Genomic DNA, 26,315 nt, shown 5'->3' with positions numbered 1-26,315 from the left:
GCTCCTCGGGCGGGGCGACGAAGAAGCCCGCCGTCTTGGTATGCCCGGACGAATCCCGGCGGGGGTGCGGTGGCATAACGTCGCGGTGACATCCGACCCACGGAGAGGGCCGACAGCTTTGAACGCCATCAGAGAGCTCCACGGCATCGCGGAGTTCGAGCAGGTCATGGCGCTGTTCGAGGACATCTGGCACTTCGAGCCGGCCGGGCGGCCGATCACCGCCGAGCTGATGCTGGCCATGGCGCACGCGGGCAACTACGTGGCGGGCGCCTTCGACGGCGAGCGGCTGGTGGGCGCGTCCGTGGCGTTCTTCGGCGCGGACGCCACGCTGCACTCGCACATCACCGGCGTGCTGGGCTCCCCCGGCACCGGGTTCGCGCTGAAGCTGCACCAGCGGCAGTGGGCGCTGGAGCGCGGGGTGCGCCGGATCACCTGGACGTTCGACCCGCTGGTGCGCCGCAACGCCCACTTCAATCTGGCCAAGCTGGGCGCCCGGCCCGAGGAGTACCTGCCGGCCTTCTACGGCGTCATGGACGACGCGATCAACCAGGGCGACGAGGCCGACCGGGTGCTCGCGGTCTGGCCGATCACCGACCGGCGCGTCGAGGCCCTCGTCTCGGGTGCGCGCTCCCCCGTACCGGTGCCGCCGGACGCGGTGGTGGCCCTCGCCGGCGAGGGCGGGCGCCCGGTGCCCGGCCGCGCCGACGCCGCCACCGTCCTGGTCGCCGTGCCCGAGGACGTCGAGCGCCTGCGCCGCACCGACCCCGGCACGGCCAAGGCCTGGCGGCATGCCGTACGGGAGACGCTGGGTGACATGCTGGCTGAGGGACGCAGAGTCACCGGATTTCACGACAAGTCGTACTACGTAGTGGAGAGAGCGTGAAGATCACTGGAGTCGAGCTGCGCCGGGTCGCGATGCCGCTGGTGGCCCCGTTCCGCACCTCGTTCGGCACCGAGACGGCCCGCGACGTGCTGCTGGTGCGGGTGGTGACGCCCGACGCGGAGGGCTGGGGCGAGTGCGTGGCCATGTCGGAGCCGCTCTACTCCTCCGAGTACGTGGACGGCGCGGCCGAGGTGATCCGCCGCTTCCTCCTGCCCAGGCTGCCCGCGAGCGTGGACGCGCAGTCCGCCGGCCGGGCCATGGAACCGGTCAAGGGACACCGGATGGCCAAGGCCGCGCTGGAGACGGCCGTGCTGGACGCGCAGCTGCGGGCGTCGGGCGAGTCGTTCGGCCGCTACCTCGGGGCGTCGCGCGACCGGGTGCCGTGCGGGGTCTCGGTGGGCATCATGGACTCGATCCCGCGGCTGCTCGACGCGGTGGAGGGCTACCTGTCCGAGGGGTACGTGCGGATCAAGCTGAAGATCGAGCCCGGCTGGGACATCGAGCCGGTCCGCGCCGTCCGCGAGCGCTTCGGCGACGACGTGCTGCTCCAGGTGGACGCCAACGCCGCCTACACCCTGGCCGACGCCCGCCACCTGGCCCGCCTGGACGCCTTCGACCTGCTGCTCATCGAGCAGCCGCTGGCCAACGACGACTTCGTCCAGCACGCCGCGCTCGCCCGCCGGTTGCGCACCCCCGTCTGCCTGGACGAGTCCATCGAGTCGGCCGAGCACGCGGCGGCGGCGATCGCCCTCGGCTCCTGCTCCATCATCAACATCAAGCCCGGCCGCCTGGGCGGCTACCTGGAGGCCCGCCGCGTCCACGACCTGTGCCGGGCCAACGGGATCGCGGTGTGGTGCGGCGGCATGCTGGAGACGGGCCTCGGCCGGGCGGCGAACGTGGCGCTGGCGGCCCTGCCCGGCTTCACCCTCCCGGGCGACACCTCCGCCTCCCGCCGCTACTTCGCCACCGACCTCACCGAGCCCTTCGAACTCTCGGACGGCCACCTGGCAGTGCCGACGAGGCCTGGCCTCGGCGTGGACCCGATCCCGTCCATCCTGGACGAGATCACCACGTCCAAGGAGTGGATCCCCCTCTAGTACGGCAGCCGCCATTCATTAGTTGACCTGGCTATATGCAGTGGCCAGGCGGGCTCGGTGATGGAACCAGCGGGCGCGGGCTTGATGGCGGCGTCGCCAGGTCGACCAGTGGACGGTGTGTTCCAGCGTCGGTGGATGTCCGGTGACGGCGTTGAACAGGCGCTTGACCTCGGCGACCGTCAATGGGATCAGGCCAGGGTCGGCCGGCGTGGGTGTCGGTTCCATGCCGGGCTGCTGCGGCGGCGACCGCGCAGACGGCCAGGCCGGCCATGACCAGCACGAGGTGCCGCAGTAGTGCCTCATAGAGGCGGACCTGGGACTCGTCCAGGCCGAACAGGTCCTTGCCGGCCTGGAAGCTCTCCTCCACCGGCCACCTCAACCCGGCGGCTGAGATGAGGCGGGCCAGGGTGGCCGGCTGACCGGCGGGCACGAAGCAGTAGTGAAAGGCCAGCTCACCGGTGGTGCGGTGCTTGCGGACCAGCAGGAAGTGGGCAGGGCTGGCGGTGGCGATCCACGCCCAGGCATAGGTGCGTTCGCCCTTGGAGCCGTGCCCGGCTGAGCGAATGGTCCACCGGCGTTTGGGCCGCAGGTGCTTGGCCACGGCTTGTTCACAGGTCAGGCAGGCGCCGCCGCCGAGGGTGAGGGTGAAGGTGGCGCGGATGCGCAGCACGTAGGCCTGGCCGTGGGTTTCCAGGTAGGTGCGCAGCGTGGTGCAGGCGCCGTAGACCTCGTCCCCGGTCACGAAGTCCAGGCGCACGCCGTCGGCGTAGGCCTCGCGCAGCAGGCCGATGGCCAGTTCACCCTTGGTCGCGAAGCTGAGGTCCAGCGGAAGAGCGGTGGTGATGGCGGTGACCGGGTCGCTGATCTGCTCGGCGGGGATCCATTGCCGGGCGCCGATCAGCGCGTGCCCTGCCCCGGCGCGCACGTAGGCGAGGTAGACGGTGTTGATGCCGTTGTCGATGCCGCCGGCGCAGCCCATGTGCTGGCGTTTGACGCCTGCCGTGGCCGTGCCCTTCTTCTCCTGGCCGGACTCGTCCAGCACGCCGACGGTCAGGCTGCCCGGCCGGGTGGCGGCATCCAGCCGGGTGACAGCGAAGCGGCGGACGGTACTCATCGCGCCCACGGTGTCCCATCGGGCCCGGTTCAGCAGGCGCTGGGTGGCGTCCGGACGGCGGTCACCGATCCACTCGGCGATCGTCCAGCCGTTGCGCCGGGGCAGCTCGGACATCACGGCCCGGACGTACTTGGCGGCCTGCAGTCGCGGTTCGATCCGGGGGAACATCGGGGCCAGCGCGGTCATGAGGTCGTCGAGGTTCTGTTGCGCCCGCCTGGCCTCTACGATGAGGGCAGCAGCCGCTTTGGATCTTGTTCTCGTCACACAGACATGATCACGAGCGGCTGCTCTCGTTGTACGGGGATCCCGCCAGAAACTCACGCCCGGCCCGGCACCACGTCGTCCCAGCTCACACAGCAAATGGCGGCTGCCGTACTAGGCTTGCTTCTTTGTTCCCTAGATCGTCGTGAGGACTCTGGGGATGGGGCCGCGTTTGACGTTCTGCCCATGTTGTAGCGGTGCGCGGGGGCCGCTGATCAGCTGGCCGAGAAAGATCCACTCTATAATGCAATCAGACAAAGCGCACATATGCCTATAATGTATTATCAATACAATTTCGGCGCGCACCAATCAGGCAATAAGCGCACCTAGGCTTGTAATATGTTACAAACAAGCTTGCGCGGCGATTCTCGCTGTATATGATCCGATGCATGACGTGGTGGCAAGGGATACTTGCAGCGGGAACGGGGGGACTTTTCGCAGTCATAGGCGTGCTGATCGGCGTATGGGCAAATCGCAGGAAGATCGCGGCCGAAATTGCGAAACTAGGGGCTGACGCAACGAAGGTGCCACTCGAGGCCGAGAAGATAAGGGTGGACATCGAGAAGACGTTGCAGGAGGCCGAGAAACTGCGCCTGGAAACCCAGAAACTGCGACATGAGATCGGCACTGTGATAACTGCCGTGGACACTGCGAACTCCGGCCACAGTGAGAAACTGGAACAGATTCACGCGGCCGTGGAGGAGGCGGTGAGAGATGTGCGGGAGCTGGATAGCGCGGTGAAGAAGCGCATGCACTGGCAGATAGAGCCGGAAATGCTTCGTGTGTTGACCGCCCTGGTGCAACGATCGGGCCACGCGCTGAACGGCAGGCTCAAACACGCCGAGATGATAGAGACGATTAGCTCTGTCGAAAATACCGAGCCAGCCGAAAGAATAGTCGAGGCGTTGATGAACGAAGGATATATGCGTTCCAGCCCTGACAGTAGATACGAAGTGACGACCAAGGGCAGGCAGGCACTGTCACGGGGAGGTTCCTTCTGATGGCGCGTAGGTCATGGCCGATCAGCAGAATCAAAGAGAACGCGGGGGAAGGAGTGCTGGAGATACCGAGTCTCGCCATACTCCGGTACCGCACTCCTGAAGAGTTGATCTCCAACTTCACCCAGCTGTGGGGTGTCGAACCCACAGCGGTGAGTCTTCCGGCAACAGAGTTCGACGGCCCTCTCTTCGGGGTGGATGGACTTCGGGGCATCAAGTTCTCCACTTATGCCAGCGTCTCCAACGTCCTCAATGGTTTTGAGGACGTCGTCCAGGAGTTCGCCTCCCGCGGCATGGGCATCGTGCTCACCATCTGTCCGAACCTGTCTTTCATCCCAGGCGAAGGGCTATCGGTTCGCGACATCCTCGGTGACGCGTCGCCACAACTGTGTGTGGCGAATCCGCGGAGCGTGGAGGTGATCGCCGCCATCCTGGGCACAGGCGTCGATATCGTTAGAGAAGTATGCGCACAGCAGCCGGGAAAGCTGCAGGGCATCGCCATCGACGCGACCGACCTATGGCCGATGGGCGGAAGCCTGGGGCGCGTGGAGGCCACATGCTTCTGTGCGTTCTGCACCCAGCACTTCGACAGGGTGGCGCCGGATCTCCTGCTGAGGTTCAAAACGTTTCCGAATCCTTGGAGCCTGTTGCTGAAGCCCAGCAACACCGGCATCGGATTCGTTGACGAAGTCGGCCCGCTCACCAGCCCTGAGGAGATCGTCGGCCTGTCACGCCAGCGAGGCTACGTCGAGCAGTTCCAGAATGCCGCCGAGTCGTATCTGCTGGAGAATGCGAATCTCCTTCTGCGCTACATGCGGGCAAGGCACGAACAGACAGTAGGCGCAATAGCGGCTATCTTCGACCAGGCCTGCCACGAGCTGGACGATCTGCCTCGAAGGATACTCATCATCGAAGGCGAGCGGTATGGGTGGACCACAGGCATCTGGGCCGAGGAATTGGATCTGGCCTATCCCGCGGGCGATAGAACATTCGATGAGGTATGGCTCAACGCGAACCCCAACTTCATCCTTACAAGAGTTCCTTACCGAGTCTACATGTGGCGCAGGTCGCGCTACGTCATCTCCTCGTTCTTCGATCTTGCCGCCAGCGCCACGGATCCGACTCGCCGGGCTATATCCCAAATAGCACTGAGACCTCCCGGCCAAATCCGGAAGATTCTCTATCAGCGCTTCTATCAGATGCTGGCATACGGCCTGAACAGCGAAGGAGCGCTGCTGTCGCTGCCGGGAGGGCTCAGGCGCGGGGGAGCATCCGGGGAAGGCGACAGCACGCGGCTGGGATTCGTCGGCGTGTCACTCGATCGCGAATTCGGCGAGCGCTTCATCAATCAACTGAACATCGCCCCCGGCCAAGTGGACATCCTCGGCGACCAAGAGGCTGAAGCTCACCAGTCCCAAGCCGGTGCTTTGAGCAATATAGACCCCCATATCATGCAGCTCTTGCTGCATCAGTTCCAGGCCAGAGAAGGCTAGACATCGCCGGCTTCCTCCTCCCTGAGGAAACGGAGGAGCCGCAGGACCTCTCCGGGTCGTTCGACGCCGACAAACTTCAGCGGCGCAGGCGCGGCACCGCCTCCAGGAGGGTCCGCGTGTACGGATCGGCGGGGCTGGAGACCAGGTCCACCGTGGGGCCGTGTTCGACGACGCGCCCCCGGTGCATGACGGCGATCTCGTCGCACACGTACCGCACCACCGCCAGGTTGTGCGAGATGAAGAGGATCGGCAGCCCCGTCCGGTCGCGCAGGGATCGGATCAGGTTGAGTATGGACCCCTGCACCGACACGTCCAGGGCGCTGGTGATCTCGTCGGCGACCAGGAGGTCGGGGTCGGCGGCGAGGGCGCGGGCGATGGCGACGCGCTGGCGCTGGCCGCCCGACAGCTCGCGCGGGTAGCTCGGCGCCGTCTCCGGGGGCAGGGACACCATGCCCAGCAGGCGGGGCACCTCGGCGGCGCGGGCCCGGCGCGGGAGGTGGAGGAGGGCTTCGCCGACGGAGTCGCCGACGCGCATGCGCGGGTCGAGCGAGGCGTACGGGTCCTGGAAGATCATCTGGATGCGGGAGGCGCCGGTGACGCTGCCGGTGTGCGGGACGAGGCCGCTGACGGCGCGGGCCACGGACGACTTGCCGCTGCCCGACTCGCCGACGAGCCCGACGATGCGGCCGGGCGGGATCTCCAGGGTCACTCCGTCGACGGCGGTGAACGTGCCGTACCGGACGGTCAGGTCGTCGATTCTCACGAAGCCTCCCAGCAGGCGACCCGGTGGTCGTGGCCGTGTGCCTCCAGCGCGGGCCGGTCGGTGGCGCAGCGGCCGGTGGCGAGGGGGCACCGGGGGGCGAACGCGCAGCCGGCGCCCACCTCGGCGGGCGCCGGCTGGCGGCCGGGGATGCTGGCCAGCGGGAGCGCCCGGTCGGTGTCCATGTCGGGCAGGGACGAGATGAGCGCCCGGGTGTACGGGTGGGCGGCGCCGTCGGCGAGGCGGTCCACGGGCAGTTCCTCCACGACCCGGCCCGCGTACATGACCACCACCCGGTCGCACAGCTCGCCGACCACGGCGATGTCGTGGGAGATGAACAGCGCGCCCGCGCCGCTCTCCTCGACGACCTCGCGGAGCAGGCGGAGGATCTGGCGCTGGACGGTGACGTCGAGCGCGGTGGTGGGCTCGTCGGCGATGATCAGCTTGGGGTCGCCCATGAGGCCCATGGCGATGACGGCGCGCTGGCGCATGCCGCCGGAGAGCTGGTGCGGGTGCCGCGCGGCCTGCTTCTCCGGTTCCGGCAGGTGGACGTGGCCGAGCCGGTCGACGGCGCGCCGCCGGGCGTCCTCGCGGGTGGCGCCCTGGTGCACGACGGCGACCTCGGCGAGCTGGCCGCCGATCTTGAGCGCGGGGTTGAGCGAGGCCATCGGGTCCTGGAAGACCATGGCGAGGGAGGTGCCGAGCTGCTTGCGGCTCAGGTCCGCCACGTCCTCGCCGCACAGCCGCAGCCGCTCGTGGCTGACGGTCCCGGGGTACGGGACGAGCCCGCCGACGGCGGCGGCGGTGAGCGACTTGCCGCTGCCCGACTCGCCGACCAGTCCGACGATCTCGCCGGGCCGCACGCTCAGTGACACGCCGCGCACCGGGGTGACGCCGCCGGGGAAGGTGACCGTGAGGCCGGCGACGTCGAGGACGGCGCCGGGCTCGGTCTCCCCCCCGCCCGCGGCGGCGGCCGGCCGGTCCTGGCGGGAGCGCGGAGTCCGTACGGGGGTGCGGGCGGCCCGCCTGGCCAGGGCGTCGCCGAGGAGGTTGAAGCCGATGCCGGCGAGCGCGATGGCGGCGGCCGGGCCGAGCGCGACCTCCGGGTGGATGTAGATGCGGCCGAAGCCGTCGAAGAGCAGCCTGCCCCAGTCGTAGTCCGGCGGCTGCACACCGAGACCCAGGAACGACATCCCGGCCAGGCCGAGCAGCGCCCCGCCGAGCGCCTGGGTGAGGTTGAGTATGAGCGGCTCGGCGATGTTGGGCAGCACGTGCCGGGCGAGGATGCGGTGGCGCGGCACGCGCAGCATGCGGGCCGCGGCCACGTAGTCGGCCCCGGACACGGAGGCGGCCAGCGTCTGGGTGAGCCGGGCGAAGCCGGGGGCGATGGCCGCGCCGATGCCGAGCACCGCGCCGCGCGCGCCGAGCCCGGCGACCACCGCGGTGAACATGGCCAGCAGCAGGCCGGGGAAGGCGACGAGCGCGTTGACGGCGCCGGTGACGAGCCGTCCGGCGCGGGCGGGCAGCACGGACGGGAGCGCGCCGAGCACGATGCCGGCGCTCGCGCCGATGAGCGCGGCGGCCAGCGCGAGCTGCAGCGAGTACCGGCCGGCGACGAGGACGCGGGCGAGCAGGTCGCGGCCGAGGTTGTCGGTGCCGAGCGGGTGCGCGGCCGAGGAGCCCTGCAGGATCGCGCCGGCGTCGACGAGTTCGGCCGCGTCCCCCCAGATGGGCGGCCCGATCACGGCCAGCACCACCATGAGCGCGGCCAGGGCGGCGCCGGCGATGGCCGCGGGGGTGCGGAGCATCACGACTCCTTGATGGCGGAGGTCGGGTCGAGCACGCCGAGCACGACGTCGACCAGGAGGTTCACGAGCAGGACGATGGTGCCGTAGACGAGGATCACGCCCTGGGCGACCGGGTAGTCCTTCTGGGTGATCGCTTCGACGATCTTCCCTCCGAGCCCTGGCCAGGCGAAGACGTACTCGACCAGCACGCTGCCGGCGATGAGCGAGCCGAGCAGCAGCCCGCCCAGGGTGAGGGTGGCGGTGAGCGTGTTGGGCAGCACGTGCCGCAGGTGCAGCCGGGCGGCGGGCAGCCGCTTGGCCCTGGCCAGCCTGACGTAGTCGGTGCCGAGCACGCGCAGCGTCTCGACCCGGGCGATGCGGGCGATCATGGCGGCCGGTCCGAGTGCCAGCGCGAGCACGGGCAGCAGGTAGGACTCGGGCCCGGCCTTCCCGGCGGGCGGCAGCAGCCCCAGGCCGATGGCGAACACCGCCACGAGCGCGATCGCGTACAGGAACTCGGGGATGGCCACCACGGCGCTCGTGACGGAGCCGAACGTGGCCTCGGTGCCCCGGTTGCGGCCGTTCTCGGTCCGTACGGCGGCCCACATGCCGAGCGGGACGGCGGCGAGCAGCGCCACGACGGTGGCGAGCAGGGCGAGCGCCAGCGTGTTGGGCAGCCGGGCGGCGATCACGGCGGTGACCGGCTCCCCCGTGAGGAACGAGGTGCCCATGTCGCCGGTCACCAGCCCCGACACGTAGGCGGCGAGCTGCTCGTGCGGCGGCAGGTCCAGGCCGAGCGCGGCCCGGCGGGTCTCGACCAGCTCGACCGGGGCGGCCGGGCCGAGCGAGGCCCGCACGGGGTCTCCGGGGATCAGGTGGATCATCGCGAACGCGGCCAGCACGAGCACCGCGAGCGACACCGCGAACCGGACGAGCCGCCGGATGAGCGGACGGCGCACTCAGCCTCCCTGGGTGAGCCGGAACGAGCTCGGGTCGAACAGCCCGCCGGCCATCCGGAAGGCGGCGTTCTTGGTGGCGATGAGCGTGGTGTTCCCCACGACGGGCACCAGGTCGGCGCTCTCGAACAGGGCGGACTCGGCCTGGCCCCAGAGCGCGCAGCCCTCCTCTCCGGGCGTGCCGTTGGCCTCGGTCACCAGCTCGGTGTAGCGGTCGTTGTCCAGGTGGGCGAAGTTGGCGCCCTTGGGCGCGGCCGGGCCGGAGAGGAAGCCGACGAGCTGCGACGGCAGCGTGACGGTGATCGGCAGCCAGACGGCGTCCCAGTCCTGGGTGACGTTGAGCGACTCCGACAGCTTGGTGTCGAGCACGCCGTTGAGCTTCACCTCGGCGCCGGCCTTCTTCCAGGCGGCGGCCATGTACTCGGCGGCGGCCTGCACGCCCGGCCCCCGGGTGGTGGCGTAGAGCAGGCGCAGGCTGAGCCGCTCGCCGTCCTTGACCCTGATGCCGTCGGGACCGGGCTTCCAGCCGGCGGCGTCGAGCGCGGCGGCGGCCGCGGCCTCGTCGAAGGCGGGCACGTGGCCGGTGACGGTGTCGCCGGGGCAGGCTCGGGGTTCGACGACGAGCCCGGTGGCGGGCCGGCCGGTGCCGCCGGAGGCGATGCCGCCCAGCTCGGTCAGGTTGAGCGCCTGGGTGAGCGCCTTGCGGACGGCGGGGTCGGCGCCGGGCCGGCCGTCGCCCTGGTGGTAGAAGAACTGGCCGTTGCCGACGGGGGTGACGATCTGCCCGATGCCGGGGGTGGACTCCATGCGGGCGCGGTCGGGGCCGAGGAACTGGGCGCCGTTGAGGGTGCCGGCGACGAGCAGGTTGGCGGCGGTCTGCTCGTTCGGCACGACCTTGAGCACGACCTGCTCGGGCAGGTCCGCGCCGGTGCCGCTGCTCCCCCAGGCGTAGTCCCGGCGCACCTTGAACGTGTAGTGGTCGCCGGGCGCGGCCTCGGACAGCACGTACGGGCCGGAGCCGGAGGTGCCGCGGGCGAGCAGGGAGCGGTCCTCCACGCCCTTGCCGCAGACGATGAAGATGCTCCTGGCGCTCTCCAGGATGAAGCCGAACGGCTCCGGCGTGGACAGCGTGACGGTGCCGTCGCCGGCCTCCGCCTTCATGCCCACCGGTACGAACACGCCGTAGACGGGCGACTTGGTGTCCGGGTCGGCGATGTGGTTGATAGTCCCTGCCACGTCCTCGGGGGTGACCGGGGAGCCGTCGGAGCAGGTGACGTCCTTGCGCAGGGTGAAGGTGACGGAGTCCGGCTTGACGTCCCACTTCTCGGCGAGCCCGGGGACGATGCCGCCGTCCTCGCCGGCCCGCACGAGCGTGTCGTACGCGATCGAGAGCACGGTGTTGGTGACCGACAGCACGCCCGTCGCGGGGTCGAGCACGCCGGGGTCGGCCGGGATCGCGTACGTGAACGTACCGCCGGTGGACGTGGGCGCCGCCTCGGGCGTGCCCGCGCCACATGCGGTGGCCAACAGGGCCAGCGCGGCGGCGCCTGCTGCTTTCTTCATGGGAACTCCGGGAGGTGGGAGGTGATGCCCCACCTTTTCCGCTTGCGGCGGCTCGTTCTTCGTGCCCGCCCACGAAATCCGCGCGCGCCGTCGTGCTACGGCCCGAAGATCCGCATCTGCAGCATGACCGTGAGCCTGGCCTCGGGGTCGGACAGGTCCAGGCCGCTGATCTCGACGAGCCGCTTGAGCCGGTAACGGAAGGTGTTGGCGTGCACGTGGACGCGCGCCGAGGCGGCGTTCACGTCGCCGAACGCGTCGAGGTAGGCCCGCAGGGTGGCGGCCAGCTCGCTGCCGTGCTCGCGGTCGTGCTCCAGCAGCCGCTGGTAGGGGCCGGTGGGGGTCTGCTCCTCGGCGCCGGCCACGTCGGCGACCTGCAGCAGCAGCGACTCGAAGTGGACATCGGTGTAGCCGGCGGCCTGGCCGGAGGTGCCCCGGGCGCGCAGGACGCGCAGCGCCCGGTCGGCGTCGGCGCGGGACCTGGACGCCTGGGCGAGGGTGCCGGCGAGCCGGCCGACGCCGATGTTGGCGGGGTGGCGGGGGCCGACCCGGGCCAGGAAGTCCTGGGCGATGCGCACCGCGCGGGCCTCCTCGTCCTCCGGGCCCGCGGTGAGCGGCAGCACGGCGTACGCGACGGAGCCGACGAGCGCGGCGGCGGCCTTCGGGTGGATGGTGGCGACGTGCAGGGCGAGCGCGTCGCAGAAGCGCTGGCGGTCGCTCTCGCCGCGGGCGGGGTCGCCTTCCTGCTGGTCGGTGAGCTGGGCGGCGAGCACGCACAGCCGCTGGGTGGCGATGCCGAGCCGGCCCGCCGCCTCGGCCGCGCCCGTCCCGCCGGCGAGGACGGTGGACAGCAGGTCGGCGCGGAGCCGCCGCTGGGCGTCGGCGCCCGCCCGGTCGCGCAGCAGCCGCAGCGCCACGATCTTGGCGGCGTCGGCGAGGGCGCGCTGCCGCTGCTCGGTGAGCGGCTCGCCCACCGCGGCCCAGATCGAGCCGAGGATCTCGTCGCCGGAGCGGACGGCGACGGCGGCCCGGTCGAGCATGTCGGCGGGCAGCTCGATGTGGATGGGGTCGCGGCTCTGGTAGAGCTCCTTGAGCGCGCCGCGCTCGTCGAGCATGCGCCGGTAGCGCTCGGGCACCTGGCGGCCGAGCACGGTCTCGACGCGTCCGGGGTCGGCCTCGTCCTGCCGGCCGGAGAAGGCCAGGACGCGGGAGGAGCGGTCCTCGATGGTGACGGGCGCGTCGAGCAGCGCGCAGACGGCGTTGGCGAGGGAGAACAGGTCGCCCTGCGGCTCGTCCTCCGGCCCGTCCAGGTCGCCTTCGGCCAGCAGCGAGCGCAGCAGCGCGGCGACCTGCGACCAGGAGGCGGCGCGGGTGAGGCCGAGCACGGCCACTCCGGTCTCGGTCACCGCGGCGCGGACCCGTTCGTCCACCTCGACCGGCAGTTTGACGACGATGCCCGCCGCCCGCGGCGCCCGCTCCAGCAGGGCGCGGACGCCGTCGGCGCCGCGCACCCCGACGGCGAGCACGATCCCGCCCGGCGCCACCATCGGCTCGTCGTGCGGGTCGTAGATGTGCACGCCGGTGACCTCGGCGTCGAGGTCGCCGGGCGCGGCGGCCACGTCGAGGACGGTGCTGCCCAGGTCCTGCAGGATCCGCCCCAGGCTGGCGCGCGGGCGGGTGGTCATCCACTCACCATAGGGGGCGGCCGTCATGGGCCGCGCAACCGGTCCACCGCCAGCCGGGCGGCCCGCCCGATCACCGCGTCGGCGGCCGGGTCGCGCCCGCCCAGCTTGTCCGTGCGCAGGAACACCGCGACGGCGTAGCGGCCGCCGTCGGGGTACTCGACGACGCCGGCCTCGTTGCGCACCCCCCACAGCGTGCCGGTCTTGCCGGAGACCCGGACCTCGTCGCCGAACCCGGAGGCGAGCCGGTGCGGCCAGATCTGCCTGCCCATGACCGCGCGGACCTCGGCGCACGCCTCGGCGGGGCCGGCCTCGTCCCGCCAGATCCTGGCGAGCAGCGTGGTGATCTCGCGCGGCGTTCCCGACGTGGTCCGCGCCGGGTCGCGCACGGCCAGCGGCTCGATCAGCTCGCGCGGCATCCCGTCGAGCTCGACGGTGCCGAGCTCGGCCTCGACCTGGGCGAACAGCTCGGCGCAGCCGCCGATGAGCCGGGTGCGGCGCAGCCCGAGCCGGGCGAGCGTGGCGTGCACCCGGTCCAGGCCGACCCGGCGCAGCAGCACGTCGGTGGCCGCGTTGTCGCTCATCGTCATCATGAAGTGCGCGAGGTCCCGCAGCGTGAGCGAGACGTCGTCGGCGCAGCCCGAGGTGCCGATGCCGCCGTCCTTGTCGGCGGCGGTGACGGTCAGCCGCTCGGTCCGCGCCAGCTCGCCCGCCGCCGCCTGCAGGGCGTACTCCAGCAGCACGGCGATCTTGAACACGGACGCGAGGACGACGGGCTCGTCCGCGTCGAGGCATGTCTCGCGGTCGCCGTCGACGTCGCGGGCGTGCAGGAAACCCCGCGCGCCCGCGCCCTCGAACACCTCACGCACGCCTTTCAGCCCGTCCGGGGCGTGGCGCGGGCGCCCAGGTGCACGTACGGGGAGCCGTCGGGCAGCTCGAAGAACACGGCCGAGAGCCAGTCGGGGTCGCCGTCCCTGCGGCCGACGAAGGTGACCTCGTCGACGGGCCGCAGGTCCAGCTCGACGGGCTCGTCCAGCGCGGCCAGCTCGCCGGTGGACTCCATGCGCAGCCGCAGCCCGCCCTCGCGCTCGCCGATCGTGATGCGGGACCCGGCGCGCTCGTAGACGCCGGCGTAACGGGCGGAGTCGACTTGGACGGGCTGCTCGGGCGGGCCCAGCCTGGCGGGCACGGTGACGCCGTCGAGCTCGGCGAACAGCTCGGTGACGACCCGGTGGGTGAACGCGCCGCTGTGGCCGCCGTTGACGGTGACGCAGGCGATGGTGCCGGTGCCGGGCAGCATCCAGAGCATGGCGTGCTGGCCGATGGTGTTGCCGCCGTGGGAGACGACCTTCCGGCCGTCCCACTCGTCGAGGATCCAGCCGATGCCCCACTGCCTGCCGAGCGTGTGCGGGTTGGGGATGTCGATCTGCGGCTCCCACATGGCGGCCGGGTTCTCCAGCAGGCCGCCTTCGAGGTGGGCGCGGGCGAAGGCGACCACGTCGGCGGGGCGGGCGCAGATGAGCCCGGCGGGTCCGGCGGAGCGCATGAGCCCCCAGACCGGGGCGGGGTCCCCGTTCTCCATGTGGCCCATCGCGGCGCGGAAGCGGAGCACGTCCTCGGCCAGGGTGGCGGTGTGGGTGAGGCCGAGCGGCTCGATGATCCGCTCGCGCAGCACGTCGTCCCAGCGCTTGCCGGCCAGCTTCTCCAGCACCCGGCCGGCGACGATGAAGCCGGAGTTGCAGTAGGACTGGGTGACGCCGAGCGGGTGGTTCTGGGCCAGGTCGGCGCAGGCGGCCACGTACTTCTCGACGCAGTCGTCGCCGCGGCCGGTGTCCAGGAACAGGTCGCCGTCGATGCCGCTGGTGTGGGAGAGCAGGTGGCGGATCGTGACGGTCTTGGTCACCTCGGGGTCGGCGACCTTGAACTCGGGCAGTACGTCGACGACGGGCGTGTCCAGGGTGAGCCTGCCCTGCTCGATGTCCTGCATGAGCAGGGTGGCGGTCCACACCTTGGTGACGGAGCCGATCTGGAACAGCGAGTCGGGGGTGCTCTCGACCCCCGTCGCCTTGTTGAGCACCCCGGCGGCGAACTCGTGGAGCTCCCCCTGGTGCAGGTAGGCGAGGGCCGCGCCGGGCACCTCGTATTCGGCGATCAGCTCGGCGAGCCGGTGACCCATTGCTGCAGCCACGCGATGATCCTCTCGTTGTAGTCGAACCGGTGTGAGGGGCGTCCGTTGAGGATGAACAGGTGGGAGGCGTCTGGATAGCGCACCAGCCGGACGGGCACGCCGCGCTCGCGCAGCGCCGCGAACCACTGCTCGGCCTGGCCCACGGGGCAGCGGTCGTCGGTGTCGCCGTGCAGCAGGAGGGTGGGGGTCGTGACGTCGTCCACGTGGGTGAGCGGGGACTGGGGTACGACGTCACCCCCGCATTCAAACATTCTCAGGAAATATCCCATATCGGAGGTTCCACCCATGCTGACCAGGTCAGTCACGGCACCTCCGGGGATGGCGGCCTTGAACCGCCCGGTCCGCGTGGACAGCCAGCAGGTCATGTAGCCGCCGTAGCTGTAGCCGGTGACGGCCAGCCGCTCCGGGTCCGCGACGCCCTCGGCCACCAGGTCGTCGAGGGGGCCCAGGAAGTCCTGGGTGTCGGCCAGCCCCCAGGCTCCGGCCGCCGCCTTGTAGAAGGCTTCACCGTACCCGTCGCTGGCGCGCGGGTTCAGGGTGAGCACGGTCCAGCCGCGTGCGGCGAGCACCTGGTGGTAGAGGTGCGCGCCGTCGAAGACGGGCGCCCAGGCGTTGTGCGGGCCGCCGTGGATGTCGAGCAGCAGCGGCCCCGGCCCGTCCATCGTCTCGTCGCGCAGCACGAACCCCTCGACGGGCGTGCCGTCGGCGGCGGTGAACGTGCGGCGGACGGGGGTGAACAGGTCCACCCCGGCGAGCGCGTACGAGGTGAGCGCGCCCTCTGGCGCCGGGGTCTCGGATGGGTCCGGCGGTGACTCTCCCGATGTCTCGGATGTTCCGCCCGGCGGGAGATCCGTCAGGTACACCTCGCCAGCGCTGCGGGCCGTCGCGGCGACGTACGCGAGCTTTCCGGCTGCGGTGCCCGCACCGGCCACCACGGCGTCGCCGCCGACGACCTTCACCGCCGTCCCTCCGGTCAGGGGCACGGTGTAGAGGTGCGTGCAGCCGCGGTCGCGGGCCGCGAACAGCAACTGCCCGCCGGCGAGCCGGGGCGCGGCGCCGGGGTAGCCGGGCGCGCCCACCATGACGTTGCGGTCCAGCCCGGTCTCCAGCTCCCGCGCCCCGTCCGCCTCCACCAGGTGGAGCCGCGTGTGCCCGACCGGCTCGACCGGCCCGGCCACCACCAGCCGCCCGCCGAGCCACCACACACCGCTGGCGATCACCTCGGGACCGGTCAGCCGTTTCGGCTCACCCCCGCCCGCCTCGACCGCGTACACCGAGCTCGACAGCCGCAGGTCGCCGTCGGGCTCCATCCCGGCGGTGAACGCCAGCCGCTCCCCGTCCGGCGCCCACGAAGGCTCCCCCGCGTGGAAGCCGCCCTCGGTGAGCCGGACGGTCTCCCCCGACGTCACCTCGGCGACGAAGACCTGCGTGGTGATCCCGCGCAGCAGCCCGGCGCCGTCGGCCTTGTAGTCCAGCCGGTCCGCCACCACGGGAGCGTGCGGGTCGAGCTCGCCGTGCGGACCCGCGTACGCGATCCTGTCGCCGCCGGGCGACCACACCGGCGCGCCCGCTCCGAGCGGCGCGGCGGTGAGGACGCGCGGCTCACCGCCGTCCATGGGCAGCAGGTGGATCTGCGGCCGGCCCTCGACGGACCGCAGGTACGCCAGGGTGCGCCCGTCCGGCGACCAGCGCGGGCAGCTCCCCTCGGCGAGCCGCCGGGGCTCCGCGCCGGGGGCGGCGAGCCAGATCTCGTCGTGGTTCCCGTCCGGCTCGCGCCGGGCCGTGGTGAGCGTGTACGCGACCGCGCCGCCGTCCGGTCGCGGCTGCGGATCGGACGGCACGGCCAGGCGGAACAGGTCGTCCAGCGTGATGCGGGGCATGAGCGAACGCTAGGCCAGCACCGTCACGCCTTCTTCGGTCTGCAGGACGAACCGGGGCCCGCGCCTTGTCCGACGGACCAAAGGGAATATTCGATTGCCCATCGCCGCTGAGAGCAGCACCATGGTCATCATGATCCGGCACGCGCTCCCGACGACGCCCGCCCGCGCGGGCGCGTTCGAGCGTGCCTGCGACGGCCTGGAGCGCTGACCTCTTCCCGTTCGTCCCGGAGTGTGACCCGGCGGGGAGAGGTAGACGGCCCTGCACGGGTCACCACGCATCCAGGTTCGCAAGGAAGGGATCATGGCCAAGCAGGCCTATGTGCGGAACAAGCCGCACCTCAACATCGGCACGATGGGCCACGTCGACCACGGCAAGACCACGCTGACCGCCGCCATCACGAAGGTGCTGGCGGAGCGCGGCCAGGCGACGTACACGCCGTTCGAGCGGATCGACCGCACCCCGGAGGAGCACTCCAGGGGCATCACGATCAACATCTCGCACGTCGAGTACGAGACCGCCACGCGGCACTACGCCCACGTGGACATGCCGGGCCACGCCGACTACGTGAAGAACATGATCACGGGGGCGGCGCAGCTCGACGGCGCCATCCTGGTGGTGTCGGCGCGCGACGGCATCATGCCGCAGACCAGGGAGCACGTCCTGCTCGCCCGGCGCGTGGGCGTCGAGCACCTGGTCGTCGCGGTCAACAAGGCCGACGGGGCCGACCCGGAGCTCACCGACCTGGTGGAGCTGGAGCTGCAGGACCTGCTCGGCGAGCACGGCTTCGGCGGCTCGCCGATGGTGCGCGTCTCCGGGCTGCGGGCGCTCGAGGGCGACCCGGCCTGGACGGCGTCCATCGACGAGCTGCTCCGTACGGTCGACGACCACATCCCGGTCCCGGTCCGGTACGTGGACGCGCCGTTCCTCATGCCCGTGGAGAACGTCATGTCCATCACCGGCCGCGGCACGGTCGTCACCGGGGCCATCGAGCGCGGCGCCGTCCGCGTCGGCGACCCGGTCACGGCCGTCGGGCTGGGCGGCGACCTGTCCGCGGTCGTCACCGGCGTCGAGACGTTCGGCCGCACGATGGAGCGCGGCGAAGCGGGCGACAACGCCGCCCTCCTGCTCCGGGGCGTCCAGCGGCACCAGGTCAGGCGCGGCATGGTGCTCGCGGCCCCGGGCAGCCAGGCGGCGCACCGGGCGTTCACCGCCCGGGTGTACCTGCTGACGGCGGAGGAGGGCGGCCGGCGCAAGCCGATCGCCTCGGGCTACCGGCCGCAGTTCTACCTGCGCACGACGGACGTGCCGGGTGAGCTGCTGCTCACCTCGCCGGCCCGGCCGGGGGACACGATCGAGGTCCCGGTCACCCTCGGCAAGCCGGTCGCCCTGGAGCCGGGCCTCGGCTTCGCCATCCGCGAGGGCGGCCTGACCGTGGGCGCCGGCACGGTGCTCGCCGTGACGGACTGAACCGTGGTCGCCGGGACCTCTTCGGAGGTCCCGGCGACCAGCGGCATCAGCTGAAGCCCTGGGGACAGAGGAAGGTCTTGATGCTGCCCGGCGCTCTCGTGAGGAGGGCCGGGCGGTCCGACAGTGAGCAGAAGTTGCTGCCGATCTCGGCGTCGACGAACCGGGCTCTGTTCCGCGTCGCGATCACGGAGATCCCGCCGACACTCGGGGACTCGATCTCGGCCGCGAGCCAGGAGCCCGCGCACTTCCTGCCCCCGACCGCGGCGTCCTGCGGCAGGCTGCCGCCGTTCATCGCGGCGACCTGCTGGAGTATCGCGCTGTCGGACGGGCACGGCGCGGTGGTGGCCGAGGGGCGCGGGCTCGTCTTCCTCGCGGTGGGCGTCTTCACGGGGGTCCTGCTGGGAGTGGGCGACTCCTCGGCGGTCTCGTCCGCCGTCGCCGTCTCCTCCGGGCTCTCGCTCTCATCCGGCTCCGGGCTTTCGCTCCCGCCCGGCTCCGGGCTTCCGGACCGCGTGGACGAGGAAGAGACGCCCGGGCTCCGCAGCGCCTCCGGCGTCCCAGCCGCGTTCACCGTGAAGGCCACGCCGACGGCCGAGACCGCCGCCACGACGGCGACGGCCGACCACAGCGGCACCACGGGGCGCCTGCCGGGCACCGGCATGGGGGTTGTCGCGCCCCTCCTCAGCGCGGTGACCCGGGCGAGCAGCTCGTGCGTGGCCGGCCGCGCCTTCCGATCCTTGGCGAGCGCGCTCCGTACGAGGTCGCGGACGCGCGGCGGCACGCCGGACAGGTCGGCGTCGACGCTCATGACGCGGTAGGCCAGGACATCGGGGGCGCCGGTGCCGAACGGCGGGCGCCCGGTCGAGGCGTACACCATCAGCGCGCCCCAGGCGAAGACGTCGGCGGCCGCGTCCGCCTGGTCGCCCCGGTACTGCTCCGGGCTGATCCAGCCGGGGGTGCCGATCAGCGCGCCGGTGCCCGTGAGCCCGCTCTCGTCGAGGGCGCGGGCGATGCCGAAGTCCAGGACCTTCGCGCCGGAGGCGGAGAGGATGACGTTCCCGGGTTTGAGGTCGCGGTGCACGACGCCGGCTCGATGGATGTCGGTGAGCGCTTCGGCGATGTCGGCGCCGAACGACAGCAACTCGTCCGGCGGCAGCGGCCCGTTGCCCTGCACGTGCGTGCTGAGCGTCGGGCCGGGCACGAACTCGGTGGCCAGCCAGGGAGGCATCGTGGCGGTGTCGGCGGCCAGCACCGAGACCGTGCAGCGCCCGCGCACCCGGGACAGGAGATCGACCTCGCGCACGAAACGGGCATGGAACTGCGGATCGGCGGCCAGCCCCGGATGGATGACCTTGACCGACACCCGGGCGCCGTCCGCCGCCACCCCCGCGTAGACCACGCCCATGCCGCCGGCGCCCATCCGGCCTTCGACGCGGTACGGGCCGATCACCTCTGGCTCGTCCATCGCCCGGGGGCCGAAGCCGCGGGGGTCGCTCATCGGGGCTCCCGATCGCCGGGGTCATCGCAACGGCAATGATCCTAATGATCTGGGCGTGGTGGTGCTCCATGGCATACTGGCGGCCCCGCGGCATGGAGGTGCCATGTTCGAGTCCGTCAGATTATGGCTGGTGATCGCCCTCGGTTTCCTGACGAGCGCCTGCGCGCTGGGGAACAACGTCCTCTGGGCCGGCGCGATCGCCTGCCTTCCGGTGATCGGCTACATCGGCGTCCGCCGGCTGCGCCACGGGAGCGCGCGCGGGACCGGTGACGTGTTCGGCGCTCTCACCTGGACGCTCGTGGGAGCCATGGCGTTGTACCTCGGCTGTGTGCTCGCCTGGCCGTTTCCCACAGGGCTGGTCGTCTCACTGTTCTTCCTGGTCGTCGCGATGATCATCGGTATCCGGAAGGACGTCTCGGCACGCTACGCGGGCGACTGAGGACCGGCTGACGGCTCAGGTCAGCGAGCGCAGGTCCGCGACGTCGTACTCGGTCACCGAGGCGGCGAGTATGGCGTCCTGCTGGGTGTCGTCGGGGCCGCTGCCGCGGAACGCCTCGACGGCCGCCCGCGACTCCCAGCGTTCGAAGATGTTGACGCGGCCGGCGTCCACCAGGTCCGCGCCGATGGCGAAGTCGAGGCAGCCGGGTGCGCGGCGGGCCAGCTCGACGACGCCCTCGCAATCCGCCAGATAGCGCTCGCGCCGGTGCGGATCGACGACGATGTGCCCCGCGACGATGACCATGTCCTGCTCCTCTGCCGAGTTCGTCCTGACCGTCGTGGTTGTGACCGCCGAACGAGCCGGAACTCATCGGTGCGCGCACGAGAGGGTCACCTTCGCGCAGGGGCGGCGCGCCGGGTCCGGGCGAGCGTGACCGCGGCCAGGACGAGCAGGGCCATGGCGACCGGCGCGAGGACGGTGTACCCACCAGAGGAAAGGACCATGGTGGAGGCCAGGCCGGCCACGGCGGCCGCGCCCCAGAGTCCGGCGTCGACCGCGCCCTCCACGCGCATCCGGTCGGCCCCCTCCGGCAGCCCCGTGGCGAGGCCGGCGCTGCCGCCGATGAAGCAGAGGTTCCAGCCGTACCCGAGCAGGAACAGGCCGGCCGTCAGCATCGGCATGCGGCCGGGCCCGGCCGCGGCCAGGGCCACGGACAGCGCCATGATCGCCAGCCCGGCGGCCATCACGGGCCGCGCGCCGTACCGGTCGATCAGGTGGCCGGTGAGCGGCGAGAACGCGAACATGCCGAAGGTGTGCGCCGCCAGCGCGGCGCCGACCGCATCCAGGCCGTGGTGGTGCAGGTGCATGTCCGGCGGGGCCGCGGTCATGATGCCGACCATCACGACCTGCGCCGCGGCCATCACCGCGAACGCCGACCGCGCGGCGGGCCCGTGCACCAGGTCGCTGAGCCGTGCCCGCCCAGGAACCGGGCGTGCCCCGGATCCCGCCAGGGCGGCGGAGACGGCCATGGCCGCGGCGCAGGCGACACCGGCCAGCAGGAAGGGGCCGGTGAAGGCGATCCATCCCAGCCCCGTCGCGACCGTGCTCGACGGTGCGAGCAGCAACGGCCCGCCGACCGCGCCGAGCGTGCCGCCCCAGACCACGGTCCCGATCGCGAACCCGCGCCGCGCCGGTGGATACAGGTCCGCCGCCGCGTAGCGGGACAGCTGGGCCCCGGCGTTGCCCACCCCCAGCAGGAGCATGCCCAGGGTCAGCGTGACGATGTCGTACGAGGCGACGGCCACGAGCGCGAGGCAGGCCCCCGCCGTCGCCACCGCGAAGCCGAGCACGAACCCGGCACGCCGCCCGGCGCGGTTCATCACGCGGGTCAGCGCGAGGGCGCCGGCGCCGGTGCCGACGATGCCCGCCGTCACGGGCACGCCGGCCCACGCGAGGCCGAGGCGGTCTGTGGCGACGAGGGTGCTGACCGCGCTCGCCGCCGCCATCGCGGCGTTCATGAGCGCGGTCGCCGTGAACAGGGCGGTTATGCTGCGCCGGTGTCTATTGATCATCCCTTTACGATAGGAATGTCGGTTTTGAGAATGAAGGGGATCTGAACGGTCCTGCGGCGGTTACGCTTCTCGAACGTGATGCATGATCCGGTCAGAGGTTGACGAATGGACAGACAGTTGGATCGTACGGACTGGCGGATCCTCGCCGAACTCCAGCGCGACGGCCGTCTCTCGTACAACCGGCTCGGCCGCCTCGTCAACCTGTCGCCGCCCGCCGTGGCCGAGCGGGTGCGCCGTCTGGAGGAGGCCGGAGTGATCACCGGATATCAGGTCACGATCGATCCGGCCAAGGCGGGGCTGCCGCTCACCGCGTTCGTCCAGATGCGCTGCGCGCCGGGCCGCTGCCTGCTGAAGACCACCACGGCGGGGGACTATCCCGAGGTCGTCGAGGTGCACAAACTGACGGGCGACTCGTGCACCATGCTCAAGATCCGCACCGCCTCGATGCGCCATCTGGAAGGACTGCTCGAACGCCTCGGCGGGCACGGCGAGCTCACCTCGTTCGTCGTCCTGTCCACCCAGTACGAGGGCCGTCCCGTCGAACCTCCGGCCTCCGAGCTCAGACCGGTGACCGACTCCGCCGGGTGGAGCCGCTGACCCTACTTGAGGGACAGGATGCGGCCGTGGTACTTCGGGTGCTTGGTCTCCCAATAGCGCCAGCCCTCCACCTTGGCGGGGACGTTGGCTATGCCGCGGTCGATGAGACGGTGACGGCAGGTGCCGAGCACCGACCAGGCCGACCAGCCGACGCGGTAACCGAAGACGCGGTAGCGCATGTTGCCGTACATGCCCTTGCTGACTTCCCGCGTGTACTCATGGCCGGCGAAGACCATGTGGCGCTCCTCCAGGTGCGGGATTCCCAGCCGGCGCAGGTTGCGCACCACGTCTCCGGTGGTGAGGGAGATCTGCTTCTCCGACTCGGTCTCGAGGAAGGCGAGCACCTCGTGCTCACGTGTCACACTCACCGTCATCGTGCCGCCCGGCCCGTCGATGAAACGGGTGCGTGGGATGTAGAAGTTCCGCGGCGAGAGCCGGTGGATCTTGAAGAAGACCCTGGACTCGCACGTCGCGTCGACGTCCCCGAAGCCCCACCTCACCCGCGGAGCCGGGGTCGGGGTCTCCGTCGGGCTCTCCGTGGCGCTGGGCGTGGGAGTCGGGGTAGGACTCGGGGTCGGGCCCGCGCTCGCCGACGGGGACAGGGTGGCGACGAGGGCCGCGGACAAGGTGCCCGCGGCGACCAGCATCGCCGATCTCCCGGCCGGGCGACGCCTTCCCGGCCCGGACGAGGCCACTCTTCCTGGTTTCGCCGTGGACATGTCGGTGAGCTTCCTTTCGACCGGGTCCGTACGATGCTCGCAGCCGACCCGAGCCGCAGGGCGACGGCTCGCCGGTTCCTCCTTTCTGGTACCTGGAAAGAATGGTCGACAAAGGGACCAAGCCGCTCGTCGCAACCGGCCCTGGAGGCTGATCCGTCTTCACGACGGCGCGTCGTGAAGAGCTCCGATCGGGGCGACCACGTGGGAGCCGCCCTTGCAGCGCCACACGGGCCGCCGCGCCTCGAAGTCGACGTGCAGCCCGAAGTCGTGTGCCGGGCACTCCGGCCACACGATCCAGAGCACCTCCATCATCAGGTCCTGCATGCACTCCGCGACGTTCGCCACGTCGTACTCGGTGTCGGCGTTCAGGAACGCTCCCCCGCTCCAGGACCTGCCGTCCTCCAGGGCGAGGTACCGGTACTCGTCCTGCCATTCCGTGAAGTGGAACCGGTGGCGGGCCCTGACCTCGGGCGGCAGGTCGGCGATGACCGTCTCCAGAGCCCGTTCCAAGGGAGTCACGACGGCTCGAAACGGAGGCGGAAGGTGGCCGGGCGGGCGCGCAGTTCGTAACGCGCCAGGGTGGCCGGGCCGCAGGCGGCGCTGCCGATGCCGTGCTGGGCCAGGTCCAGGGTGAGATGGAGGCGGCCATCCGGGACGAGGTCGGGGCGGTGGGCGGCGGCGTCCAGGGCCGCGGTGCTCCAAGGGCGGACCGTCAGGCCGAACACCGGGGCGCCGGTGATCCGGATGCCGGCGAGCTCGGCCCAGCGGACGGCGGCGCGGTGGCCGTTCTCCTGGGGGTAGACGTACGGGGTCTGCATCCCCTCCACCGTGCTGGTCCACCGGCCGACCCGGGTGGCCATGCCGGTGTCCGGGTACGCCTCCCCCGGCCCGAGGCCATACCAGGTGACCGTCCGAGGGACGGACGGAAGCGTCAGGGCGAGGCCGAGGCGCGGGATCGGCTCGGGCCAGTCGCCTTCGGGGACGATGTCGACCCGGAGGTCGAGGGCGTCGCCCGAGGCGGTCCAGGTGTAGGTGGCGCGCATGCCGAGGTCGGTCGCGGCGGGCGCCACCCTGGTGCGGACGGTGAGCGCGTCGCCGGGCTCGACCGCGTCGACGCGGTGGGTGAGGCGGTGCAGGCCGAGCAGGCGCCAGCGGAACTCGGTGCCGTCGTAGCGGTCGTTGTCGATCGGCGCCCGCCACAGCTCCAGCCGAGGACCTTCGACGTCGAGGCCGAACAGGCGGGTGAGACGGCCGGTCGCCCCGTCGAACACCGCCCCGCCGACCTCGATCTCCGCACCATGAGCGGCCGAGGCGGCGTCCCTGCGGTGAGCGGGTCCATCGGCACGGCGCGGGACGGCGCGGAGGTCGTCCGGCCCCGTGTACGGGGTGCCGTCCGTGTCGAGGGGGACCTGGGCCCACGCCACCTCGTGCCCCGCGTCCGCCCACGGCTCGTCGCGGGCCAGGGAGGCGCGGACGGTGAGCCAGCGCTCGCCTTCCCCCTCCGGGAAGACCGGCAGCTTGACCTCGCCGCCCTCGGCCGGGACCTCCAGCGGGAACGACCCCAGGGGCACGCCCTCCGCCTCGACCTCGCCCGAGAAGGCCAGGTGGGACAGGTCGCGGAAGCCGTACTTGCTCCGGATCGTCACCGAACCCGCCGAGAAGGTGAACGCGACCGGCTCGAACACCTTCTTCAGGTCCAGGAACCCGGGTGACGGCGTGCGGTCGGGGAAGACGAGGCCGTCGACGACGAAGTTGCCGTCGTGGACGGGCTCGCCGTAGTCGCCGCCGTACGCGTACCCGAGCGCGGGATGCGCGAGGCCGTGGTCGATCCACTCCCAGATGAAGCCGCCGGCCAGCCGCGGATGGCGCTCGAACAGCTCCTGGTACTCGGCGAGCCCGCCGGGGCCGTTGCCCATCGCGTGCGCGTACTCGCACTGCAGGAACGGCATCGCGCGCCGCCGCGCGTCCAGCTCGGGGTCGTCCAGCGGGTCCTCGGCGCCCCGGCCGATCGCCTCGACCTCGGCGTGCGAGGCGTACATGCGCGAGTACACGTCCGTGTGCTCGCACGAGCGGTCGCCCTCGTAGTGGATGGGCCGGGACGGGTCCCGCTCGCGGGTCCACTCCGCCATGGCGCCGAGGTTGCGGCCGACGCCCGCCTCGTTGCCCAGCGACCACATGATGACGCTGGGGTGGTTCTTGTCACGCTCCACCATGCGGCGCATCCGGTCGAGGCACGCCTCCTCCCAGCGCGGGTCGTCGCTGGGGTTGCGCCGCCAGCCGACCTGGCCGAAGCCGTGCGTCTCCAGGTCGCACTCGTCGATCACCCACAGCCCCAGCTCGTCGCAGAGGTCGAGGAAGGCGGGGTGGGGCGGGTAGTGGCTGGTGCGGACGGCGTTGACGTTGTGCCGCTTCATCAGCAGCACGTCCTCGCGCATGGTCTCGTACGAGACCGCCCGCCCGTGCTCGGGGTGGAACTCGTGCCGGTTGACACCCTTGAGCAGCAGCGGCCGACCGTTGACGAGCAGCACCCCGTCCTCGATGGAGACGGTGCGGAAGCCGACGCGCAGCCGGACGGTCTCCCCCGGCGCGCGCAGCACCGCCTCGTACAGCCGCGGCGTCTCGGCGCTCCACGGCTCGGCTCCGACGGTGACGCGCTCGCCCGGCCCGAGCCCGGTGATGCCCAGCTCTGGCACGTCGAGGGCGCCGTCGCCGTCGAAGCTCAGCGTGCCGCGCCCTTCCTCGTACGAGGCGCGCACGAACACGTCGGCGGCCGAGCGGGTGAGGGTCACGTCGCGGAAGATGCCGGGAAGCCACCACTGGTCCTGGTCTTCCAGGTAGGAGGCGGCCGACCACTGGTGGACGCGCACGGCCAGCACGTTACGTCCCGGCTTGAGCCACGGCCCGGCGTCGAACTCGGCGGGCAGCCGGCTGCCGGTGGTGAAGCCCAGTTCGTGCCCGTTCAGCCAGACCTTCGCGTACGATTCGACGCCCTCGAAGCGGAGCCTGCCGCCGCTCCAGCCGTCCGGCAGGTCGAAGGCGCGGCGGTAGTCGCCGGTCGGGTTCTCCGTGGGCACGTGCGGCGGGTCGACGGGGAAGGGATAGGACACGTTGGTGTACGCGGGAGCGCCGTGGCCGTGCAGCGGCCAGTGCGACGGCACCGGTAAGTCGTCCCAGCCCGTGTCGTCGTAGCCGGGGTCGGCGAAGCTCTCGGAGACGGTCGCCACCGGTGACAGGCGGAACCGCCAGGTGCCGTTGAGATCGAGCGAGGGGGCGTCCGAGCGCAGGGCCGCGCGAGGGTCGAGGCGGCCGGAACCAGGGGTGAAACGTTCGCATTCCATCGCCTGCCGAGCCTAGAGGTTCGGCG

The 26,315-nt window shown here is 71.6% G+C and carries 21 protein-coding genes and 1 pseudogene; 7 read left to right on the top strand and 15 right to left on the bottom strand.

Annotation, left to right across the window (positions count from 1 at the left end):
• Positions 1–118: 118 nt before the first annotated feature.
• Positions 119–883, top strand: a complete 765-nt coding sequence (locus ACZ6YG_RS12020; RefSeq protein ID WP_397196884.1) for a GNAT family N-acetyltransferase — start codon at positions 119–121, stop codon at positions 881–883.
• Complete coding sequence (gene menC, locus ACZ6YG_RS12015) at positions 880–1,980, top strand: o-succinylbenzoate synthase (protein ID WP_271276226.1); 1,101 nt, start codon at positions 880–882, stop codon at positions 1,978–1,980. The genes ACZ6YG_RS12020 and menC overlap by 4 nt, the downstream gene beginning before the upstream one ends.
• An 18-nt stretch (positions 1,981–1,998) precedes the next feature.
• Here menC and ACZ6YG_RS12010 read toward each other — a convergent pair.
• A pseudogene (locus tag ACZ6YG_RS12010) lies at positions 1,999–3,280 on the bottom strand (IS701 family transposase).
• A gap of 464 nt (positions 3,281–3,744) precedes the next feature.
• On the opposite strand from ACZ6YG_RS12010, the gene ACZ6YG_RS12005 reads away from it, so the two are divergent.
• Positions 3,745–4,356 (top strand): hypothetical protein, encoded by a 612-nt coding sequence (locus tag ACZ6YG_RS12005; protein ID WP_271276224.1) that lies wholly within the window; start codon positions 3,745–3,747, stop codon positions 4,354–4,356.
• Positions 4,356–5,846, top strand: coding sequence for a hypothetical protein (locus ACZ6YG_RS12000; RefSeq protein ID WP_345482589.1), 1,491 nt, complete (start codon positions 4,356–4,358; stop codon positions 5,844–5,846). Before ACZ6YG_RS12005 ends, ACZ6YG_RS12000 begins: the two co-directional genes overlap by 1 nt.
• A 76-nt stretch (positions 5,847–5,922) precedes the next feature.
• Here the strand turns inward: ACZ6YG_RS12000 and ACZ6YG_RS11995 are convergent, their stop codons facing one another.
• The 8 genes from ACZ6YG_RS11995 to ACZ6YG_RS11960 form a co-directional block, all read right to left on the bottom strand.
• Positions 5,923–6,609 (bottom strand): ABC transporter ATP-binding protein, encoded by a 687-nt coding sequence (locus ACZ6YG_RS11995; RefSeq protein WP_466017976.1) that lies wholly within the window; start codon positions 6,607–6,609, stop codon positions 5,923–5,925.
• Positions 6,606–8,414 (bottom strand): dipeptide/oligopeptide/nickel ABC transporter permease/ATP-binding protein, encoded by a 1,809-nt coding sequence (locus ACZ6YG_RS11990; protein ID WP_466017975.1) that lies wholly within the window; start codon positions 8,412–8,414, stop codon positions 6,606–6,608. Before ACZ6YG_RS11990 ends, ACZ6YG_RS11995 begins: the two co-directional genes overlap by 4 nt.
• On the bottom strand, positions 8,414–9,352 hold the full coding sequence (locus ACZ6YG_RS11985; RefSeq protein ID WP_261808607.1) for an ABC transporter permease: 939 nt from the start codon (positions 9,350–9,352) through the stop codon (positions 8,414–8,416). The genes ACZ6YG_RS11990 and ACZ6YG_RS11985 overlap by 1 nt, the downstream gene beginning before the upstream one ends.
• Positions 9,353–10,912 carry an ABC transporter substrate-binding protein gene (locus ACZ6YG_RS11980; protein ID WP_466017974.1) on the bottom strand — a complete coding sequence of 520 codons (1,560 nt, stop codon included), beginning with the start codon at positions 10,910–10,912 and terminating at the stop codon, positions 9,353–9,355.
• Between the two features lie 95 nt (positions 10,913–11,007).
• Positions 11,008–12,594 carry a PucR family transcriptional regulator gene (locus tag ACZ6YG_RS11975; RefSeq protein ID WP_271276219.1) on the bottom strand — a complete coding sequence of 529 codons (1,587 nt, stop codon included), beginning with the start codon at positions 12,592–12,594 and terminating at the stop codon, positions 11,008–11,010.
• Positions 12,595–12,617: 23 nt separating this feature from the next.
• Entirely contained in the window at positions 12,618–13,460 is an 843-nt protein-coding gene (locus tag ACZ6YG_RS11970) for a serine hydrolase (RefSeq protein ID WP_308248869.1), read from the bottom strand.
• A 5-nt stretch (positions 13,461–13,465) separates the two neighbouring features.
• Positions 13,466–14,779, bottom strand: a complete 1,314-nt coding sequence (locus ACZ6YG_RS11965) for a serine hydrolase domain-containing protein (protein WP_466017973.1) — start codon at positions 14,777–14,779, stop codon at positions 13,466–13,468.
• Complete coding sequence (locus ACZ6YG_RS11960; protein ID WP_466017972.1) at positions 14,743–16,659, bottom strand: S9 family peptidase; 1,917 nt, start codon at positions 16,657–16,659, stop codon at positions 14,743–14,745. The genes ACZ6YG_RS11965 and ACZ6YG_RS11960 overlap by 37 nt, the downstream gene beginning before the upstream one ends.
• A 301-nt stretch (positions 16,660–16,960) precedes the next feature.
• On the opposite strand from ACZ6YG_RS11960, the gene tuf reads away from it, so the two are divergent.
• Entirely contained in the window at positions 16,961–18,127 is a 1,167-nt protein-coding gene (gene tuf, locus ACZ6YG_RS11955; RefSeq protein WP_466017971.1) for an elongation factor Tu, read from the top strand.
• A 46-nt stretch (positions 18,128–18,173) separates the two neighbouring features.
• Here the strand turns inward: tuf and ACZ6YG_RS11950 are convergent, their stop codons facing one another.
• A complete protein-coding gene (locus tag ACZ6YG_RS11950; protein WP_466017970.1) occupies positions 18,174–19,625 on the bottom strand; it encodes a serine/threonine-protein kinase in 1,452 nt (483 codons plus the stop codon).
• A gap of 103 nt (positions 19,626–19,728) precedes the next feature.
• On the opposite strand from ACZ6YG_RS11950, the gene ACZ6YG_RS11945 reads away from it, so the two are divergent.
• Complete coding sequence (locus ACZ6YG_RS11945) at positions 19,729–20,064, top strand: hypothetical protein (RefSeq protein WP_219544309.1); 336 nt, start codon at positions 19,729–19,731, stop codon at positions 20,062–20,064.
• Between the two features lie 15 nt (positions 20,065–20,079).
• Here ACZ6YG_RS11945 and ACZ6YG_RS11940 read toward each other — a convergent pair whose 3' ends face one another.
• Both ACZ6YG_RS11940 and ACZ6YG_RS11935 read right to left on the bottom strand, forming a co-directional pair.
• Positions 20,080–20,367, bottom strand: coding sequence for a putative quinol monooxygenase (locus ACZ6YG_RS11940; protein ID WP_148032079.1), 288 nt, complete (start codon positions 20,365–20,367; stop codon positions 20,080–20,082).
• A gap of 86 nt (positions 20,368–20,453) precedes the next feature.
• The gene (locus ACZ6YG_RS11935; protein ID WP_271276213.1) at positions 20,454–21,635 is read right to left on the bottom strand and encodes an MFS transporter; all 1,182 of its coding nucleotides are present in this window, start codon (positions 21,633–21,635) and stop codon (positions 20,454–20,456) included.
• Between the two features lie 105 nt (positions 21,636–21,740).
• Here ACZ6YG_RS11935 and ACZ6YG_RS11930 point away from each other — a divergent pair, with 105 nt between their 5' ends.
• Positions 21,741–22,232 carry an Lrp/AsnC family transcriptional regulator gene (locus ACZ6YG_RS11930; RefSeq protein ID WP_271276212.1) on the top strand — a complete coding sequence of 164 codons (492 nt, stop codon included), beginning with the start codon at positions 21,741–21,743 and terminating at the stop codon, positions 22,230–22,232.
• 2 nt (positions 22,233–22,234) lie between these two features.
• Here the strand turns inward: ACZ6YG_RS11930 and ACZ6YG_RS11925 are convergent, their stop codons facing one another.
• The 3 genes from ACZ6YG_RS11925 to ACZ6YG_RS11915 all read right to left on the bottom strand — a co-directional run bounded on the left by ACZ6YG_RS11925 (position 22,235) and on the right by ACZ6YG_RS11915 (position 26,289).
• Positions 22,235–22,879: a hypothetical protein gene (locus ACZ6YG_RS11925; RefSeq protein WP_466017969.1), complete on the bottom strand. Its 645-nt coding sequence runs from the start codon at positions 22,877–22,879 to the stop codon at positions 22,235–22,237.
• Between the two features lie 231 nt (positions 22,880–23,110).
• Positions 23,111–23,461 carry a hypothetical protein gene (locus ACZ6YG_RS11920; protein WP_466017968.1) on the bottom strand — a complete coding sequence of 117 codons (351 nt, stop codon included), beginning with the start codon at positions 23,459–23,461 and terminating at the stop codon, positions 23,111–23,113.
• A gap of 5 nt (positions 23,462–23,466) precedes the next feature.
• Positions 23,467–26,289, bottom strand: coding sequence for a glycoside hydrolase family 2 TIM barrel-domain containing protein (locus tag ACZ6YG_RS11915; protein ID WP_466017967.1), 2,823 nt, complete (start codon positions 26,287–26,289; stop codon positions 23,467–23,469).
• Between the last annotated feature and the right edge of the window lie 26 nt (positions 26,290–26,315).

The sequence above is a fragment of the Nonomuraea sp. NPDC054003 genome, assembly GCF_055585125.1.
This window is presented reverse-complemented; position numbering and strand designations above follow the sequence as displayed.

What these genes read in the sequence shown, in the direction of transcription:
- ACZ6YG_RS11975 (WP_271276219.1), bottom strand. Translation starts at nt 12,594, where the DNA reads ATGACCACCCGCCCGCGCGCCAGCCTGGGGCGGATCCTGCAGGACCTG.
- ACZ6YG_RS12000 (WP_345482589.1), top strand. Translation starts at nt 4,356, where the DNA reads ATGGCGCGTAGGTCATGGCCGATCAGCAGAATCAAAGAGAACGCGGGG.
- ACZ6YG_RS11945 (WP_219544309.1), top strand. Translation starts at nt 19,729, where the DNA reads ATGTTCGAGTCCGTCAGATTATGGCTGGTGATCGCCCTCGGTTTCCTG.
- ACZ6YG_RS11960 (WP_466017972.1), bottom strand. Translation starts at nt 16,659, where the DNA reads ATGCCCCGCATCACGCTGGACGACCTGTTCCGCCTGGCCGTGCCGTCC.
- ACZ6YG_RS11950 (WP_466017970.1), bottom strand. Translation starts at nt 19,625, where the DNA reads ATGAGCGACCCCCGCGGCTTCGGCCCCCGGGCGATGGACGAGCCAGAG.
- ACZ6YG_RS11925 (WP_466017969.1), bottom strand. Translation starts at nt 22,879, where the DNA reads ATGCTGGTCGCCGCGGGCACCTTGTCCGCGGCCCTCGTCGCCACCCTG.
- ACZ6YG_RS11930 (WP_271276212.1), top strand. Translation starts at nt 21,741, where the DNA reads ATGGACAGACAGTTGGATCGTACGGACTGGCGGATCCTCGCCGAACTC.
- ACZ6YG_RS11915 (WP_466017967.1), bottom strand. Translation starts at nt 26,289, where the DNA reads ATGGAATGCGAACGTTTCACCCCTGGTTCCGGCCGCCTCGACCCTCGC.
- ACZ6YG_RS11990 (WP_466017975.1), bottom strand. Translation starts at nt 8,414, where the DNA reads ATGCTCCGCACCCCCGCGGCCATCGCCGGCGCCGCCCTGGCCGCGCTC.
- ACZ6YG_RS11980 (WP_466017974.1), bottom strand. Translation starts at nt 10,912, where the DNA reads ATGAAGAAAGCAGCAGGCGCCGCCGCGCTGGCCCTGTTGGCCACCGCA.
- ACZ6YG_RS12005 (WP_271276224.1), top strand. Translation starts at nt 3,745, where the DNA reads ATGACGTGGTGGCAAGGGATACTTGCAGCGGGAACGGGGGGACTTTTC.
- ACZ6YG_RS11940 (WP_148032079.1), bottom strand. Translation starts at nt 20,367, where the DNA reads ATGGTCATCGTCGCGGGGCACATCGTCGTCGATCCGCACCGGCGCGAG.
- ACZ6YG_RS11935 (WP_271276213.1), bottom strand. Translation starts at nt 21,635, where the DNA reads ATGATCAATAGACACCGGCGCAGCATAACCGCCCTGTTCACGGCGACC.
- tuf (WP_466017971.1), top strand. Translation starts at nt 16,961, where the DNA reads ATGGCCAAGCAGGCCTATGTGCGGAACAAGCCGCACCTCAACATCGGC.